The 16,793-nt window shown below is 43.3% G+C and carries 13 protein-coding genes and 1 tRNA gene; 5 read left to right on the top strand and 9 right to left on the bottom strand.

Going from position 1 to position 16,793, the window contains the following annotated elements; translation table 11 throughout:
• Positions 1-46: 46 nt before the first annotated feature.
• The 7 genes from AKG33_RS01565 to hpf all read right to left on the bottom strand — a co-directional run bounded on the left by AKG33_RS01565 (position 47) and on the right by hpf (position 5,134).
• Positions 47-238, bottom strand: a complete 192-nt coding sequence (locus tag AKG33_RS01565) for a hypothetical protein (RefSeq protein WP_012030953.1) — start codon at positions 236-238, stop codon at positions 47-49.
• 93 nt (positions 239-331) lie between these two features.
• A complete protein-coding gene (locus AKG33_RS01560) occupies positions 332-1,702 on the bottom strand; it encodes an L-serine ammonia-lyase (protein WP_012030952.1) in 1,371 nt (456 codons plus the stop codon).
• 356 nt (positions 1,703-2,058) lie between these two features.
• Positions 2,059-3,336, bottom strand: coding sequence for an NAD(P)/FAD-dependent oxidoreductase (locus AKG33_RS01555; RefSeq protein WP_012030951.1), 1,278 nt, complete (start codon positions 3,334-3,336; stop codon positions 2,059-2,061).
• Between the two features lie 162 nt (positions 3,337-3,498).
• Positions 3,499-4,011, bottom strand: coding sequence for a hypothetical protein (locus AKG33_RS01550; protein WP_012030950.1), 513 nt, complete (start codon positions 4,009-4,011; stop codon positions 3,499-3,501).
• Positions 4,012-4,030: 19 nt separating this feature from the next.
• Positions 4,031-4,468, bottom strand: coding sequence for a polyhydroxyalkanoate synthesis regulator DNA-binding domain-containing protein (locus tag AKG33_RS01545; RefSeq protein WP_012030949.1), 438 nt, complete (start codon positions 4,466-4,468; stop codon positions 4,031-4,033).
• A gap of 1 nt (position 4,469) precedes the next feature.
• Positions 4,470-4,706 carry a hypothetical protein gene (locus AKG33_RS01540; protein WP_012030948.1) on the bottom strand — a complete coding sequence of 79 codons (237 nt, stop codon included), beginning with the start codon at positions 4,704-4,706 and terminating at the stop codon, positions 4,470-4,472.
• A gap of 137 nt (positions 4,707-4,843) precedes the next feature.
• On the bottom strand, positions 4,844-5,134 hold the full coding sequence (hpf, locus tag AKG33_RS01535; protein ID WP_012030947.1) for a ribosome hibernation-promoting factor, HPF/YfiA family: 291 nt from the start codon (positions 5,132-5,134) through the stop codon (positions 4,844-4,846).
• Positions 5,135-5,400: 266 nt separating this feature from the next.
• Between hpf and AKG33_RS01530 the strand changes: the two genes are divergently transcribed.
• Together AKG33_RS01530 and gyrB are read left to right on the top strand one after the other, a co-directional pair.
• Positions 5,401-5,477 (top strand) — tRNA-Ile (locus AKG33_RS01530).
• Positions 5,478-5,616: 139 nt separating this feature from the next.
• Complete coding sequence (gene gyrB, locus AKG33_RS01525; protein ID WP_012030946.1) at positions 5,617-8,019, top strand: DNA topoisomerase (ATP-hydrolyzing) subunit B; 2,403 nt, start codon at positions 5,617-5,619, stop codon at positions 8,017-8,019.
• Positions 8,020-8,053: 34 nt separating this feature from the next.
• Here the strand turns inward: gyrB and AKG33_RS01520 are convergent, their stop codons facing one another.
• The gene (locus tag AKG33_RS01520) at positions 8,054-8,590 is read right to left on the bottom strand and encodes a shikimate kinase (protein WP_050707849.1); all 537 of its coding nucleotides are present in this window, start codon (positions 8,588-8,590) and stop codon (positions 8,054-8,056) included.
• 15 nt (positions 8,591-8,605) lie between these two features.
• The gene (locus AKG33_RS01515) at positions 8,606-10,450 is read right to left on the bottom strand and encodes a fructose-specific PTS transporter subunit EIIC (protein ID WP_012030944.1); all 1,845 of its coding nucleotides are present in this window, start codon (positions 10,448-10,450) and stop codon (positions 8,606-8,608) included.
• A 140-nt stretch (positions 10,451-10,590) separates the two neighbouring features.
• Here AKG33_RS01515 and AKG33_RS01510 point away from each other — a divergent pair, with 140 nt between their 5' ends.
• The 3 genes from AKG33_RS01510 to AKG33_RS01500 all read left to right on the top strand — a co-directional run bounded on the left by AKG33_RS01510 (position 10,591) and on the right by AKG33_RS01500 (position 16,760).
• Positions 10,591-13,974, top strand: coding sequence for a chromosome segregation SMC family protein (locus AKG33_RS01510; RefSeq protein WP_050707848.1), 3,384 nt, complete (start codon positions 10,591-10,593; stop codon positions 13,972-13,974).
• Between the two features lie 160 nt (positions 13,975-14,134).
• Complete coding sequence (locus AKG33_RS01505) at positions 14,135-15,112, top strand: ribonucleotide-diphosphate reductase subunit beta (protein WP_012030942.1); 978 nt, start codon at positions 14,135-14,137, stop codon at positions 15,110-15,112.
• Complete coding sequence (locus AKG33_RS01500; RefSeq protein ID WP_041729862.1) at positions 15,099-16,760, top strand: ribonucleoside-diphosphate reductase subunit alpha; 1,662 nt, start codon at positions 15,099-15,101, stop codon at positions 16,758-16,760. The genes AKG33_RS01505 and AKG33_RS01500 overlap by 14 nt, the downstream gene beginning before the upstream one ends.
• The last annotated feature ends 33 nt before the right edge of the window (positions 16,761-16,793 follow it).

Here is a 16,793-nt window from a genome sequence, read left to right as displayed (position 1 = left end):
AAAAAAAGCCCTTTTGACAAGGGCTTTTTTTGCAAAAACGCAATGATTATAGCGCGTCAATCAAGCCTTGAAAATCTGCCTGATTAAAAGCAGCTTCATGAGTAACAACTACCACGCCGGATTGTTGATTAACGTTTACCCATTTCACACCGGCGATTTTCATGCCGTCTTTTTGTAACTTCTCGGCTTTTTCAGGATTGCCTTTAATCGTATCAACTTGAAATTGTGTTTGTGCCATAATTTATCTCTTATTAAAAATAACGGTAACCGATAAAATTATCGATTACCGTTTTATAGCAATTTATATGCCTACTTTTTTTATTCTCAATATTTAATATTTCACGTGAACAGCAAGACCGCCTTGGGAAGTTTCGCGGTATTTTGAATGCATATCGCGTCCAGTTTCCAGCATGGTTTGAATAACATCATCTAAAGAAACGAATGTGTTATCAGTACGCATCAATGCCATGCGCGCGGCGTTAATTGATTTCATTGCTGCCACGCCGTTGCGTTCAATACACGGCACTTGAACTAATCCCGCAATTGGGTCGCAAGTTAACCCTAAATTGTGTTCCATTGCCATTTCTGCCGCTGCGCATACTTGTTCTACCGTTGCGCCTTGAATTTCGGCTAAACCGCCGGCAGCCATAGAGCAAGCCGTGCCCACTTCACCTTGACAACCTACTTCCGCCCCAGAAATAGACGCATTTAATTTATATAAAACGCCGATACCGCTACACGTTAATAAATAACGCATAATGGTTTCTTCGTCGATCGGTTTAATAAAGCGATTGTAATACGCTAAAACCGCCGGCACGACACCACACGCGCCATTAGTTGGCGCCGTAACCACGCGCGCACCCGCCGCATTTTCTTCGTTAACAGCGATAGCAAACATATTGACCCAATCCACTACTCGCATAGGATCGGCTGCGCCCTCTTTTTCAGCCGCTTGCAATTGCGCGTGCATTTTTGCTGCTCGCCGCGGTAATTTTAATCCGCCCGGCAAAAATCCTTCTTTAGATAATCCGCCTTCAATGCAATGATTCATCACCGCCCAAACACGTTGACAATATTCATTAACCGCTTCTTCGCTGCCCAATAAAGCCACTTCGTTTGCCAAAATTAAATCAGAAAACCGCAATTTATGCTGTTGACATAATGCCACAACGTCTTTTGCCTTTTGGAAAGGATAAGGCACATTCATTTCACGGGTTTGTTTACCTTGATGAGCTAATTCTTCAGCGCTGGCAATAAAACCGCCGCCGATGGAAAACACGGTTTCTTCGTATAAAACCTGATCATTATTGAATGCTTTCAAAGTCATACCATTTTCGTGCTGCGGCAATGCCGTTTTTTCGAAAATAATATCGCGATCATAATTAAAAGCGATTTGATGCGTATCACTTAACGGCAATTTTCCTTCTTTTTTAATGCGTTCAATGCGTTCCGGCAAAGAATCGGTATCAACGGTTTGCGGATCATCGCCGGTGAGTCCGGCAATCGTGGCGCTATCGGTTGCGTGACCTTTGCCCGTTGCGGATAAAGAACCATATAAATTCACGACCACGCGCGTGGTTTTATCCAATAATCCTTTTTCAATAAGATGAGTGCGAAATACAGCCGCCGCGCGCATGGGTCCCATCGTGTGGGAACTCGATGGTCCGATACCGATTTTCAAAATTGATTTAATACTAATCATAATTGCCTCCAATATTTAGTGACGCACAGAGCATGCTCTGTCTCCTCTTTAAAATTGTGCGGTTTACAGATTTTATTTTTAAAAATAAACAGATACCGAAAACCGTCTTTTTGCGACTACTTGGTAATCGCCAGCATTATAATCGTTTGGCAATTTAAACGCAGCCATCTTTTAACAGCGGAAAAACTCAATGAATTTTTTTAGAAAAAACTGTGCACACTGCTTTTTTTGGATAAACCAATGACTATTGAGCGTTTATTAGTTTTTTGCAGCGAAATAAGGGAACATCGTAGCGATAAAGATTATCGCTGCGCAGAAGATTGATGCGCTGCGCGGCATGTGATTAACCCCACCGATCAATGCCATTTTAAGCGACCGGAAAGGCGATTTTGCGCAAAACGCGCGAGCACTAATAAAAACGTTTTTCCGTATCCCAGCAACAATTGATGATGCGCAAGATGCAGTAATAAATACATATATTTGGCGATTATGCCTTCGATAAAAATATGGCGCTTTAACAAATTGGGAATTAAATTACCGATATTATCTTTACCGCCAAGCGCGATAAGAGAACCAAAATCGCGGTAACGATAACGTTTGCGAAACGCTTTATTTTGCGCAATAGCGCGTAATTGTTTAAAGAGGAAAAATGCTTGTTGATGCGCTGCCTGCGCCCGCGCCGGCACATTTTTTCCGTCGCGCCATAAACACGCCGCGCAATCACCGATGGCATAAATATCTGCCGCTGATGTGCGCAATTGTTCATCAACAATAAATTGATTGAGCGCGTTAACCGTTAAACCAAAATCGCGATTTGTTTCCGCTGCTTTAATGCCTGCCGCCCAGACGATGGCACCAGCAGCTAATTCGCCGGCGGAAGTCGTAATATGATCGCGGTGCAACGCTAATACTTTGGTGGAAGTCAATACAGTGACTTGTTTTGATTGCAAAATTTGCGCCGCGTTTTGTGACATTTTCTCTGGCAACGTTGCCAAAATCCGCGCGCCGGCTTCGATTAACGTAATATTTAATTGAAAAGCAGGCGTGGCGCGTTCTGCCGCAAATAAACGATAGGCTTCACGCAATTCTGCTGCTAATTCAACGCCGGTGGCGCCGCCGCCAACAATGCTGACGTTTAACGTGTGATGATCCGAATATTCTGCCCAAGAAAATAAATGGGATAATTGATTGTAAAAACGTTCCGCGTCTTCCAAATTTTCTAAAACATAAGCATGTTCGCTGCCGCTGGTGCCAAAAAAATTGGAACCACTGCCCAGCGCTAACACGCATTTTCCAAATTCAATCGTACGCTCGGCGATGATAAATTCGCCTTGAACATCGCAAACGGGCGCTAACGTCAATTGATGCGTTTCGGGGTGTAATTGCTGCAGCTGCGCGCGCATAAAACTAAAATGATTGCGCCGTCCCAAAGATTGGTAAGACAATCCTTCTTGTTGCGTGTTTAACGTGCCCACCGCGACTTCATGCAAAGTTGGCTTCCAAATATGAACACTTGCGCGATCGATGAGTAACACTTTTTGCGCACCTTGTTCGCGTCCAAACCAACGTCCCAACCGCGCTGCTAGTTCCAAACCGCCGGCGCCGCCGCCCACAATCACAATGTCGTAATACATAAAAATATCTCTGTTTAAATCAATAAAGCGCGCTGATACTACACCTTGCGTTATCTTTATAAAATTAAAAAATCATGATGTTCATGCTTGAAATAACTGATTCAACAGCAACAATTTTGATATTTTTTTGAGACGGTAATTTTAAATTGTTTTATCAGGAGATTATTCACTCCAAACGGTTAAACTGGGGTACTCGCCGTCGGAAAATTGACATTCAGCAATCATGGATACGCGTTTTTGTTGACTATTTAACGCAAAAAAACGCACGATGACCGTTAACTGACCTTCTTCATCGTAGGAAAAATGGCTTTTAAACTGATGCGGTTCTAAAGATTCGGGATAATCGCTGGTGCGGAAAATATAGTCATAACATATTGTATAAGCTGCTAATTCTTGTTGACGTTGCCGCGCGCTTTTTTCAATAACGATCGTTGTTTGCGGTTTTTGTGGCGCATTGACTTTTGCTATTTTGGGGACGATTGGCGGCGCCGCGCGTTTGAATTCGGTCGAAAAAATCATCGCTATCCCTATGAAAAGCATGAAAAAGACGATGAAACATAATCCTAAAAATTGTCCCCATCGCTGTTTAGCGTCATTTTTATCCCAAAATATTGCCAATACGCTTAAATGAATCGCTAATAAGATGAAAAAAACAGCCCAAAAAATCAGCATCATTGATACGCCTTTGATTGAGTTAATCTTTTAATTTGGCGGCAAGTTCTTCCAAAGTTTTATCTTGTATATTTTTTAAACGTTCGATGGTAGAGAAAGGATCTTCAACGTCGAAATTGCGCATTTGTTGTTGAAAAACCGCTTGATGGGTTAAAAAAACTTCCAAAGATTGCTCTAAATATCGTCCTAAAATGCCGGCGAGATAGTCGTTATTAAAACTGACAATTTTTGCCAACAGCGATTGCGTCAGCACCGGCGTAATATCATTATTTAATGCGGCTTCCGCAAGAATGCTATACAGCATGGAGCGCGTAATATCACGTCCGCTTTGCGCATCAACCACGCTGAAATTTTCGCCTTGTAACAATAACTGCCGCAAATCTTCGGTTTTAATGTAGCGACTGGATCCCGTGTCATAAAGACGACGGTTTGAGTATTTTTTAATTTGCCGTGTTGCCATTTTAAAACCAATGCATTTCTTGATGATTACGCGGCACAAATTTTCCTTCAACCATCGCGCAACTGTCTTGCGTCATTTTGTCGCGAATGCGCGCGCAGCGTTTTCCTGATGATGAACACGGTTCAACGTAGCAATCGCCACGCGAAAGATTATATTCGCCAACAGCTTGCGGGGTATTTGAAGGACTACAACCGGCAAGATTTAAAATTAAAAATAAGGGCAGTAAAAAACGAAACATAAAATCCTCGTCAATTGAGCTCGTAAAAAACATTTTAGCAAAGCCATTTATAAAATCAGGAAAGTTTATTTTTCATATTGGGGTTAATAAAAAACCCTGCGCGGCAGGGTTTTCCGAACGTTTATTTTCAATGATGATTAACGTTCTTCGAGTTTTTCTTTTTGTCGCTGCAATTGTTTTTCCAGCTTTTCCGCTAACAAATCGATCGCGGCATACATATCTTCATGACGCCCTTCGGCATGAATATCATTGCTGGCAGCGATGGATAAGGTTGTTTCCGCGATTTTTTCATGTTTAACAATGCGCAGCGTTACTTGGGCGCTGGTGATATTTTGATAAGTTTGCTCAAGACGATTGAGCATTTTTTCAATATGTTCACGCAAGGCAGGACTGATGTCTAAATGTCTACCGGTAATATTAAATTGCATAACATACTCCTTTGGTCAATACTGCAAAGCAGTTTCTTCACGGTAGCAAAACTTAATCAGCGATTCAATATTTTTATTATTTAAAACCGCGCGATTTCATCAAAAACAAAAAACCATTTCTCGGGGCGCATAATGCGGCATTCTCATCAAAAAAACCGTATCAAAACGATTTTAAAAATCACCATCGCGGCATGATATTGGCTTTTTCTATAAAAAATATTAACAAAAACGACAAAATCCAGTATGATGCCCGCCTCCTTATTTTAGGGCCTATAGCTCAGTCGGTTAGAGCAGGCGACTCATAATCGCTTGGTCGGGGGTTCAAGTCCCTCTGGGCCCACCATCTTTTTTCTATTCATTTTCAATAGATTATTTCTTTTATTTTGCTGTTATTTGCCAACGATTTTGCCACCGCGCGCGGTATTGGTATCGCGTGGTTATGGTATAATTGCGGCTTTTGAACTATCGGAAGTAATGAAAAAATGAGCAGTTATGACTCTTCACGGATTCGTGTATTAAAAGGCTTAGAAGCCGTACGTATCCGCCCGGGTATGTATATTGGTAATACCGATGATGGCAGCGGTTTGCATCATATGGTTTTTGAAGTAGTTGATAACGCAATTGACGAAGCATTAGCCGGCTATTGCACGGAAATTAATGTCATTATCCATCAAAACGAATCGATTACCGTGCGCGATAATGGGCGCGGCATTCCGGTTGATATTCATAAAGAAGAAGGACGCAGCGCCGCGGAAGTCATCATGACGATTTTGCACGCTGGCGGAAAATTTGATGCCAGTTCTTATAAAGTTTCTGGCGGATTGCACGGCGTGGGCGTTTCCGTGGTCAATGCTCTGTCCGAAAAATTAGAATTAACCATTCGCCGTGATGGTCATATTCATTACCAACAATATCGCCACGGTGAACCGCAAGCGCCTTTAGCAATCATCGGCGATACCGAAGAAACGGGAACAGAAATCCGTTTTTTGGCAAGCCGCGAAACATTTCATAACGTGGAATTTGATTACGATACCTTGGCAAAACGTTTGCAAGAATTATCCTTTTTAAATTCCGGCGTGCGCATCGTCTTAACCGATGAACGCAAAGATAAAACGGAAGTTTTTCAATATGAAGGCGGCATTATTGCATTTACGCGCTATTTAAACCGCAATAAAACGCCCATTCACGACACCATTTTTCATTGCGCCATTGAAAAAGATGCTTCTATCGTAGAAATTTCTTTGCAATGGAACGATTCTTATCAAGAAAATGTTTACTACTTCACCAATAATATTCCTCAACGCGACGGCGGAACGCATATGGCAGGTTTTCGCAGCGCCATGACGCGTACACTCAATAACTACATGGAAGCAGAAGGCATCGCCAAAAAAGCCAAAATTTCAACCAGCGGCGATGACGCCCGTGAAGGACTAACGGCAGTTGTTTCCATCAAAATTCCCGATCCGAAATTCAGTTCGCAAACCAAAGATAAATTGGTTTCTTCCGAAGTAAAAGGTTTGGTTGAAGGCGTGTTATCAGAAAAATTGCAAGAATTTTTATACGAACACCCCAACGAAGCCAAAATCATCGTCAATAAAATTGTTGACGCCGCCCGCGCCCGCGAAGCCGCGCGCAAAGCCCGCGAAATGACGCGGCGCAAAGATGCTTTAGATATCACGGGATTACCGGGAAAACTCGCCGATTGTCAGGAAAAAGATCCAGCATTATCAGAATTATTTTTGGTGGAAGGCGATTCCGCTGGCGGTTCTGCTAAACAAGGTCGTAATCGCAAATTTCAAGCGATTTTGCCGTTAAAAGGTAAAATTTTAAACGTTGAAAAAGCGCGGTTTGACAAAATGCTTGCTTCCGCAGAAATTGCCACTTTGATTACCGCGCTCGGCACGGGTATCGGCAAAGAAGATTTTGATCCCGACAAATTGCGTTATCACCGCATCATCATCATGACCGATGCCGACGTCGATGGTGCGCATATTCGCACTTTATTGCTCACTTTCTTCTATCGGCAAATGCCAGAATTGGTAGAACGCGGTCATATTTATATCGCGCAACCGCCGCTGTACAAAGTCAAAAAAGGTAAACAAAGCCAATATTTAAAAGACGATCACGAATTAAACGAATTATTGCTCAATCATGCTTTGGAAGGCGCGGAATTACACGTTAACAAAGATGCGCCGGCAATTGCGCAACCCGCTTTTGAAGCATTAGCGCGCGAATATTTGGCGTTGGAAGTTTTAATTAAACGTTTTTCGCATCACATTGATAGCCGCGTTTTAAAAGCGCTGATGGATGCGCCCGTTTTAAATCGCGACGTTTTTTTCGCGCCCGAACAATTGCAAGCATGGTTAAAAGACTATCAATTTCACCTCGATCGCTTTGCTCAAGCGGGCGTGCGTTTAACGGCGCATCTCGATCATAATGCCGCCACGCCGCGCGTTCACATCGTCATTGATCAACATGCAAACGAAATTCACAATTATCTTGATGCAAATTTTGCGGAAGCGAGTGAATATCAAAAAATCGCAGATTTTGCGCAAAAAACCCACGGATTGCTGCAAGAAGGCGCCTTTTTTAGCAACGATAAAGATCGCGTTGCCGTTCATTATTTTAGCGACGTGATGCAAGCATTGTTTGCAGAAGGTAAAAAATCGTATGAAATTCAACGTTATAAAGGTTTGGGGGAAATGAATCCCGAACAATTATGGGAAACTACTTTAGATCCCAGCGTTCGGCGCATGTTGCAAGTTAAAGTTCAAGATGCGATGCACGCCGATGAGGTTTTTACCACGTTGATGGGTGAAGAAGTTGAACCGCGGCGCGCGTTTATTGAAGAAAACGCAATTCGCGCCGGAAATATTGATATTTAGACAGAAAAAACCCCGCTTTTGGCGGGGTTTTTATTTAACGATGGCTTTGTTGGCGCGCAAATTCTTTGATGCTGACGATTAAACGCTGAAAAGAAGTTGTGAAATGATTTTCATCGGTGCTCAAATAAATATCGGCAATGCCTTCATACAATCCCCAGCGTTCCTCGCGCAATTGCTGCAATTTCTGCCGTCGATCCGCATATTTAAGCAACGGACGATTGCGGTCGTTTTTCACACGTTGCAATTGCCGCTCCACCGAAATATCTAAAAAAATCACCAACGCCTGCGCCATCAGTAATTGTCGATTTTGCGCCAATAAAACGATACCGCCACCGCAAGAAACCACCATATCGCGCGGTTCTGCCAAAACATCGCGCAAAACTTCATGCTCGCGGCAACGAAATCCCATTTCTCCTTCGCGTTCAAAAAGTAAAGAAATATCCGCACCCGTGCGCGCCACAATCATATGATCGGTATCGGCAAACGCCCAACGCAATTTTGACGCCAGCCGTTTTCCCAAAGAGGTTTTTCCAGCACCCATCGGTCCGATCAATACGATTTTGCGCGGCACAAAATGCCCCTTTTTTTAATGGCTTAATTTAGGTTTTAAGACGCCCAATAAAACAGTGGAAACCAATGTTCCTAAAATAATGGCTAAAGCATAAAGTCCTAAATGAATCACGGCATTGGGAATAAATAACACGAAAACGCCACCGTGCGGCGCGCGTAATCCGCAACCAAATGCCATTGATAAACCGCCTGCAACCGCCGATCCCATAACTAACGCTGGAATCACGCGCAAAGGATCTTTAGCGGCAAAAGGAATCGCGCCTTCCGTAATAAAACTCAAACCTAAAATGCCCGTAGCTTTGCCGGCTTGGCGTTCTTCATCGGTAAAGCGGTTTTTAAAGAATATTGTTGCTAAGAAAATTGCCATCGGCGGCGTCATGCCAGCTGCCATTGTGGCTGCCATCGGCGCAAAAACTTCAGACGCAATTAAAGCCGTAGAAAATAAATAAGCCGCTTTATTAATAGGGCCGCCCATATCTAAAGCCATCATGCCGCCTAAAGTTGCACCTAAAACAAACGCGCTGGTTTCATTCATGGACGTTAACCACGTTTCCATATAATGCTGCACCTGTGCCATCGGCTGCGCAATCAAGTAATACATCAATAAACCGGTCACCGCCGTGCCAATTAACGGCAAAATTAACATTGGTTTTAAACTTTCTAAAGTTTGCGGCAACTTGATCAGTTTTGCTAAAAAGGAAACAAAATAACCGGCAATAAAACCCGCAATAATCGCGCCTAAAAAGCCCGCGCCGGTATTTGCCGCAATATAAGCGCCGACCATTGCTGGCGCGATGCCCGCGCGTCCGGCAATAGAATAAGCGATATAACCACCTAAAATTGGTATAAATAAAGCAAAAGCATCTTTTCCGATTTGGAATAACGTTTGCCCCAAAGTTCCAGCAAATTGCTCTTGATAAATATAAATGCCCTGCGCGCCAAACATGAATGAACCGATGGCAAAGCCCAAAGCAATTAATAATCCGCCGGCAACGACAAACGGCAACATATAAGAAACGCCGGTCATTAAATGTTTATAAATACCGTTTTGTTCTGATTTTGCAGCAATTTTTTGTTCTCCGGCGGCAAAAGTTCCGGCTTGAAAACTTTGCGCAATCACGGCGGCAGCATCATTAATAGCGGCTTTAGTACTCGTTTTATAGATTTTTTTACCCGCAAAACGATCTAAATCAATGTTGGTATCAGCAGCAATAATAACGACATCGGCGCGTTCAATTTCTTCCGCCGTTAAAGCATGATCAACGCCGACGCTACCCTGCGTTTCAATTTTGCAGTGATAATGCAAAGTTTCGGCGGCTTTTTCTAAAGCTTCTTGCGCCATATAAGTATGCGCAACACCCGTTGGACAAGCAGTTACGCCAACAATCAATCCTTTAGCAGCAGATTCTGGCGCGGATTCAGCAGTTTCTTCATCGTTGAGCGCGGATAAAGCGCGCACAATATCATCAACTTGCGTGGTTTGTGCTAATTGCGCGGCAACGTCTTCATCGCCAACCACGTGGCTTAATTTTTTTAAAACCGTTAAATGTTCGGCATCGCTGGCAGCAATTGCCACAATTAAATGCGCGCGTTCGCCGTCTTCCCAATCAATGCCTTGCGGAATTTGTAATACGGCAACCGCGGTTTTATGAATATATTCACGCGATTCGGGCGTGCCGTGCGGAATAGCAACGCCGTTGCCTAAATAAGTGTTTTCCTGCGCTTCACGATTAAGCATTCCTTGAATGTATTCCGCACTCACGGCACCATTTTCAACCAAAATTGCTGCCGCTTCACAAATTGCGGCAGTTTTATCAGTGGGCGCGGCGCCCAAACGAACAAAATTTGCTGTTAACAACATGCCTTTTCTCCATAAAAATTTAGCAAATCATAGTATTTTTTTTATAGTCGTACCATGTTTTAAATGAGCGTGCATTGGAATAGTTTCAAATTTTAGGCAATTACTGCATACTAAATTTTTCTTAAAATTAAATTTCCTAAATGAAACTCACTGCTATTGAACTTATTGGTTTTAAATCTTTTGCTGATCGTGCGTTATTTCCCGTTGATGCCCCGATTACGGGCATTATTGGCCCGAATGGTTGTGGTAAATCCAATATTGTTGATGCCGTGCGCTGGGTTTTAGGCGAAAGCGCTGCCAAACAATTACGCGGGCAAATGTTAACCGATGTGATTTTTGGCGGTTCAAAATTGCGACGCGCGAGCGGTTTGGCAAGCGTGAGTTTGCATTTTGATAACCACGATCACAGCGCCGGCGGCGCATTTGCGGATTATCACGAAATCGTTATTCAACGAAAAGTCAGTTCTGATGGCGTTTCAGAATATAGCATTAATCGACAACGGTGCCGGCGCAAAGATATTGTTGCTTTATTAAAAGGCAGCGGCGTGGGTGCGCGCAGTTATGCTTTAATCGAGCAAGGCATGATTAGCCGCATTATTGAAGCAAAACCCGAAGAATTACGCGTTTATTTAGAAGAAGCCGCCGGCGTGGGCATTTACAAATTAAAACGCAAAGAAACCGAGCGACGCATGCAACAAGTCCACGCTCATCTTTTGCTGCATGATGAACGGTTACAACAGCTCAAAAAACAACGCGATCGACTCGCCGATGAAGCCGAAATTGCGCAACAATATCAACAACATCAACAACAATACGCTCAAGAACAGCGCCAATTATTGAGTTGGCAATTGCATGAAACAGAACGCTCATTAATCGCGGCACAAAATGATCAACAGCAGCAAGAACAAGCGCTTGAAACGGCGCTAAAAACGCATGAAGAAGCTCAAAAAACGTGTGCGGAAGCTGCTAGCGCCGTAGAACGCGCGCAATTGTTGGAAAAACAAGCGCAACAGCGTTATCAAGAATTGGGGCATTTACATCAACAAGCAGAAATGCGCAGCGCTCGAGAAAAAAGCGAATGGCAGCACGTGCAACAACGGCTTGCAGAATTAAATCAACGGCAGCAACGTTTGGCAGCAGAAAATGCTGACGACACCGCACAATATCAACAAAAAAAAATCGCTTTAGAAACCATCATTAACGAAAGCCAACAATGCGGTATTCATATTACGCAATTGGAAACTGCGCTGACCGCCGCGCGTGAATATATGGAACAGCAGCGCGCGGCATTGCGGCAAGGTCAAATGTTATGCCAGCAGCAAAAAGATAATGTGGCGCACTGTTTATCGCGTTATGAGGAAGCAAAAACGCATTGGCAGCGGCTCGAGCAACGTTTACAAACGCAAAACGCGCCCGATGAAGCGTTGCAAGCAACCGTAGATGTTTTAGAGGAAACGCGTGCCGCGGTTGAAATGAAAGAGTTTCAATTAGAAGAAGCGCTTAGTGTGGAAATGCAGGCGCAAAAAAGCGCGGCAGAAGCCCAACAAATATTACAACAACAGCAACAGGCTTTAATGGACGCCGAGCGCGCGTTAGACGGATTAAAAGCGCGCGCAGAAACGCTGCAACAATGGTTGCCTGAACCGCGCGTTGCCAATCAATCAGAAAAAGCGCTTTATGAAACGCTTGTGATTGAAGAAAAATGGCAATCTGCTTTGGAGCGTTATTTGCACCCAGCGCTGACGGCGGCAACGCATAATTGCGGCATTGAAGCGGCGTGGTTGGGCGCGGGCGCACCGCCAAAACAGTGGCAATCGATTATAGAAAGTTCTTATTCTTTGCAGGCATTATTGGGACATCTTCAGCCGTTAGCGCTTCCCGATTCCGCGGTGGATTTTTCGACGTTGCAAGAAGGTTATTATTTAACGTTATCTGGCAGTTTGGTGGGGCGCGATTGTTATTTGCCCAGTCGCGCGCAGGAACATCATGGTTTATTAGCCCGTTATCAGCAGTTATCGCAATTGGAAACAGAATTGCAACAGCAGCAAATTGCGTTGACAGCGCTCAAACAAAAACAACACCGCGCGCAAATTGCCGCCGAAGAATGTCAACAAAAATATCAAAATGCCCAACAATTGGTGCGTCATTGTCAGCGCGAATTGGACGAAAAAAAGCACGCTTTACAATTACAACAGCAAGCACAAACCCATCAACAGCAGTTACACGCGCAACAATGCCACGCGCGCAAACAACTTGAAGAAGATATTGTTGAGGCTAAAAATCGTTTTATGGAATGTGAACGCGATTATCAGCACGCCCGCGCGCAAGTTTTACCGAATGTGGCAGCGTTGACGGATTCGTATCAAAAAAGTGAAGCGGCTTTTTCGCACGGTAACGCCGAATTAAAAAAAACACAGGCGCTGCAGCAAAAATATCAGCAGGAACGTTCGGCGTTGCAAGCTTTTCTCGATTCTTACGAAAAACAGCAGCAGCGTTTGCATTTTGATCAATGTGAAGTAGAAACGCAGCAGGAAGAATGCCGCGCGCGTTATGAACAATTAAGCGCGCAATTGACCGCGGCGGACGCGGCGCTCGCGGAACAAAAATGGGCGCTTGAAGAACACGGCGTATTGTATCAAGAGGCGCAAATTGCCGCCGAAACCGCACAAAAACAATGGCAAATCAATAAAGATCGTTTAAATGAAGCCAGTCATCAAGCGCATTTATTGCAGGAACGTTTAAACAGTCGTCAGCAATATCAGGAAACTTTATTGACGCGGCGGCAGGAAAAATTGGCGGCGTTGGCAGAAAATGAGTGGTCGGCGCTGGTTTTTGCTGATGATGCGGCGCTCGATGAGACCGCGTTAACGCGTCATTTACGGCAAATCAAACAAAAAATTGATGATTTGGGCGCGGTTAATGCCGCGGCGATCGCGCATTTTGCCGAAATTGATGCCGAATTTCAGCAGTTAACGGCGCAATGTCAGGATTTACAACAGAGTTTAGCGTTATTGGAAGAAGCAATTGCGGCTTTAGATAAAGAAACGCAGGCGCGTTTGCGCGAAACATTTACGGCGGTTAATCAATATTTTGGCGTTTTATTTCCGGTTTTATTTCAGGGCGGCGAAGGCAGTTTAACGTGGGTGGGAACGGATTTATTAACGGCAGGCATCGCGTTAACCGTGCGTCCGGCGGGAAAAAAAGTAAGAAATATTAGTATGTTGTCTGGCGGAGAAAAGGCATTGACGGCGGTGGCGTTGGTATTTGCTTTATTTAAATTAAATCCGGCGCCCTTTTGTTTGCTAGATGAAATTGATGCGCCGCTCGATGAAGCTAACGTGATGCGTTTGACGGCATTATTGCGAGAAATGGCAGCCAATACGCAGTTTATCGTGATTACGCACCATAAACGCACGATGCAGGCGTGCGATCATTTAATTGGTGTGACGATGAGTGAACCGGGGGTTTCGCGTTTGGTGGCGGTTAAAGTGGCAGAATCTAACGAATCTGCAAAAATTCCGTAACGCGCGAGATAACACAATATATAGTGTTATATTTTTAGAAAATACATGATGATGTGTAAATATTTTTTTGTCTATATTTCAACCTGAAAGAATTTTTCCGTTGAATCAAAATTTTTACCATCTAAAATGAGCGCTCTTTTCTTGTTTGGAGAGCGCTTTTATGCCCCGCAGTTTATTTGAAAAACGCATACAGATTAAACCCTACGAATATCCCGAATTATTGGAATTTAAAGATGCTATTCGCCATTCTTATTGGTTGCATACCGAATTTAATTTTACCGGCGATATTCAAGATTATAAAACCGCAATCAGCGACGCTGAACGCACTGCGTTAACGCGTTCTATGCTGGCGATTTCGCAAATTGAAGTGAGCGTGAAGCGTTTTTGGGGCGATTTGTATCATTATTTTCCCAAAGCCGAAATTGACGATGTGGGCGGTACGTTTGCAGAAAGCGAAGTGCGTCATAAAGATGCGTATTCGTTTTTATTAGAACAATTGGGCATGAATGAATTGTTTACGCAAATTACGCATATTCCCGCGCTGATGGCGAGAATTGAATATATGGAAGCGTTTATGCGCAACAAAGATAAAAATAATCAGGAGTTGGTGTTATCGCTGGTTTTGTTTTCTTTGTTTGTTGAGCATATTTCTTTGTTTGGACAATTTTTAATTATGATGTCGTTTAATAAATATCGTAATTTATTCAAAGGGATTTCTAACGCGGTTGAAGCGACTTCCAAAGAAGAAGAAATTCACGGACGATTTGGCATTGCGTTGTATCACATCATCAAAGAAGAACACCCCGATTTATTCACCGATTCTTTTTATCACCATTTAAAAACGTTGGCAGATCAAGCATTAGCAGCCGAACGCGGCATTTTAAATTGGATTTTTGAAAACGGCGATTTGCCCTTTTTACAACAAAAAACCGTGGAAAATTATATTGTTAATCGTTACAACAATTCCTTAAGTGTTTTGGGAATTGAATCGCCGTATACGGTTGATGAAGAACGATTAAAAGAAACGCAATGGTTTGATATTGAAATACTTTCAGGAAAGGAAAATGACTTCTTCTACAAACGCAGCACCGACTACAGCAAAAAAACCAAACAAATTACTGCCGATGATCTCTTCTGATCGTCCTGATTTTTTTTGGCTCAACGATGACAGCCGTCTTTTTCTGCAACGCGGTTATTTGTTAGACGGCACCAGCGCCGAAAAAAGAATGAAGGAAATCGTTGCCCGCGCTGCCGAAATTCTGCCTTTTGCTGATTTTGAACAGCGCTTTTTTCATTATTTAGCGCGCGGTTATTATTCTTTTTCTTCGCCGATTTGGTCGAATTTTGGTTTGGCGCGCGGTTTGCCGATTTCGTGTTTTGGTAGTTATATCGGCGATTCGATTTACGACATTATGCGCACCACGGCAGAAGTCGGCATGATGAGCAAAATTGGCGGCGGCACCAGCGCCTATTTTGGCGCAATTCGCCCGCGCGGTAGCGATATTCGCGATAACGGTAAATCAGATGGTTCTTTTAATTTTTCGAAACTGTTTGATACCGTCATCGATGTGATTTCACAAGGCACATCACGCAAAGGACAATTTGCCGGTTATATCGATATTGAGCACGGCGATATTGAAGAATGGTTGGATATTCATACCGAAGGCAATCCCATTCAATTGATGTATTACGGCGTATGCATCAGTCATCAATGGTTGGCGGAGATGAAAGCCGGCGACAGCGAAAAACGGCGCATTTGGGCGAAAGTTTTGCAACGAAAATCAGAAACCGGTATTCCTTATTTATTTTTCAAAGATAACGCTAATGCTGGACGTCCGGACGTTTACAAAGATTTAAATCTGCCGATTTATGCCAGCAATTTATGCACGGAAATTATGCTGCCGGCGAGCGAAGAGGAAAGTTTTGTTTGTTGTTTGTCGTCAATGAATTTGTTGTATTACGAGGAATGGAAAAATACCGATGCGGTGGAATTGCTCGTTTACTTTTTAGATGCGGTGATGACGGAATTTATTGAAAAAAGCGCGGATTTGCCCTTTTTAGAACGCGCGCGGCGTTTTGCGATGCGTCATCGAGCTTTGGGATTGGGCGTTTTAGGCTGGCATAGTTATTTGCAATCGCAACATTTGCCTTTTGACAGTTTGGCTGCCATGCAAAAAAATAATGAAATCTTTCAATTATTGCAACGAAAAACGTTAAGCGCCTCGCGCACGTTAGCCGAACATTTAGGTGAACCAGAAATTTTGCGCGGTTACGGTCGCCGCAATACCACGTTGATGAGCGTGGCGCCGACAAAATCGAGCAGTTTTATTTTGGGCAGCGTTTCGCCGTCAGTAGAACCGTTAAAATCGAATTATCACGTCAAAGATTTAGCAAAAATTAAAACGACTTATAAAAATCCGTTTTTAGTGGCGTTATTAGCGGAAAAAGGTTTGGATACGGAAACAACGTGGGAAAGTATTTTGTTAAATGATGGTTCCGTGCAACATTTGCCGGATTTGAGCGATGAAGAAAAAGCCATTTTTAAAACGTTTTCAGAAATCAATCAGTTAAGCATTATTCAACAAGCGGCGCAGCGGCAAAAATATATCGATCAAGGGCAAAGCATTAATTTGATGATTCACCCCGATACGCCAACGCGCGATATTAATCAGCTTTATTTAACGGCTGCCGAATTAGGCGTTAAATCTATTTATTATCAACATAGTATGAGTGCGGCGCAGCGTTTTAATCGCAATTTATTGCATTGTCAAAGTTGTGAAGCGTAATCAAATAAAAAACCTCCTTTTTAGGAGGTTTTT

The sequence above is a fragment of the Dichelobacter nodosus genome (assembly GCF_001263335.1).
GTDB classification, from domain to species: Bacteria; Pseudomonadota; Gammaproteobacteria; order Cardiobacteriales; family Cardiobacteriaceae; genus Dichelobacter; species Dichelobacter nodosus.
The sequence above is the reverse complement of the archived record's forward strand: the minus strand, read 5'-3'. Positions and strand labels throughout refer to the sequence as shown.

Bases quoted from the DNA above. Each gene is read 5' to 3' on its own strand.
- AKG33_RS01565 (WP_012030953.1), bottom strand. From the start codon at position 238: ATGGCACAAACACAATTTCAAGTTGATACGATTAAAGGCAATCCTGAA.
- AKG33_RS01560 (WP_012030952.1), bottom strand. From the start codon at position 1,702: ATGATTAGTATTAAATCAATTTTGAAAATCGGTATCGGACCATCGAGT.
- AKG33_RS01555 (WP_012030951.1), bottom strand. From the start codon at position 3,336: ATGTATTACGACATTGTGATTGTGGGCGGCGGCGCCGGCGGTTTGGAA.
- AKG33_RS01550 (WP_012030950.1), bottom strand. From the start codon at position 4,011: ATGATGCTGATTTTTTGGGCTGTTTTTTTCATCTTATTAGCGATTCAT.
- AKG33_RS01545 (WP_012030949.1), bottom strand. From the start codon at position 4,468: ATGGCAACACGGCAAATTAAAAAATACTCAAACCGTCGTCTTTATGAC.
- AKG33_RS01540 (WP_012030948.1), bottom strand. From the start codon at position 4,706: ATGTTTCGTTTTTTACTGCCCTTATTTTTAATTTTAAATCTTGCCGGT.
- hpf (WP_012030947.1), bottom strand. From the start codon at position 5,134: ATGCAATTTAATATTACCGGTAGACATTTAGACATCAGTCCTGCCTTG.
- gyrB (WP_012030946.1), top strand. From the start codon at position 5,617: ATGAGCAGTTATGACTCTTCACGGATTCGTGTATTAAAAGGCTTAGAA.
- AKG33_RS01515 (WP_012030944.1), bottom strand. From the start codon at position 10,450: ATGTTGTTAACAGCAAATTTTGTTCGTTTGGGCGCCGCGCCCACTGAT.
- AKG33_RS01510 (WP_050707848.1), top strand. From the start codon at position 10,591: ATGAAACTCACTGCTATTGAACTTATTGGTTTTAAATCTTTTGCTGAT.
- AKG33_RS01505 (WP_012030942.1), top strand. From the start codon at position 14,135: ATGCCCCGCAGTTTATTTGAAAAACGCATACAGATTAAACCCTACGAA.
- AKG33_RS01500 (WP_041729862.1), top strand. From the start codon at position 15,099: ATGATCTCTTCTGATCGTCCTGATTTTTTTTGGCTCAACGATGACAGC.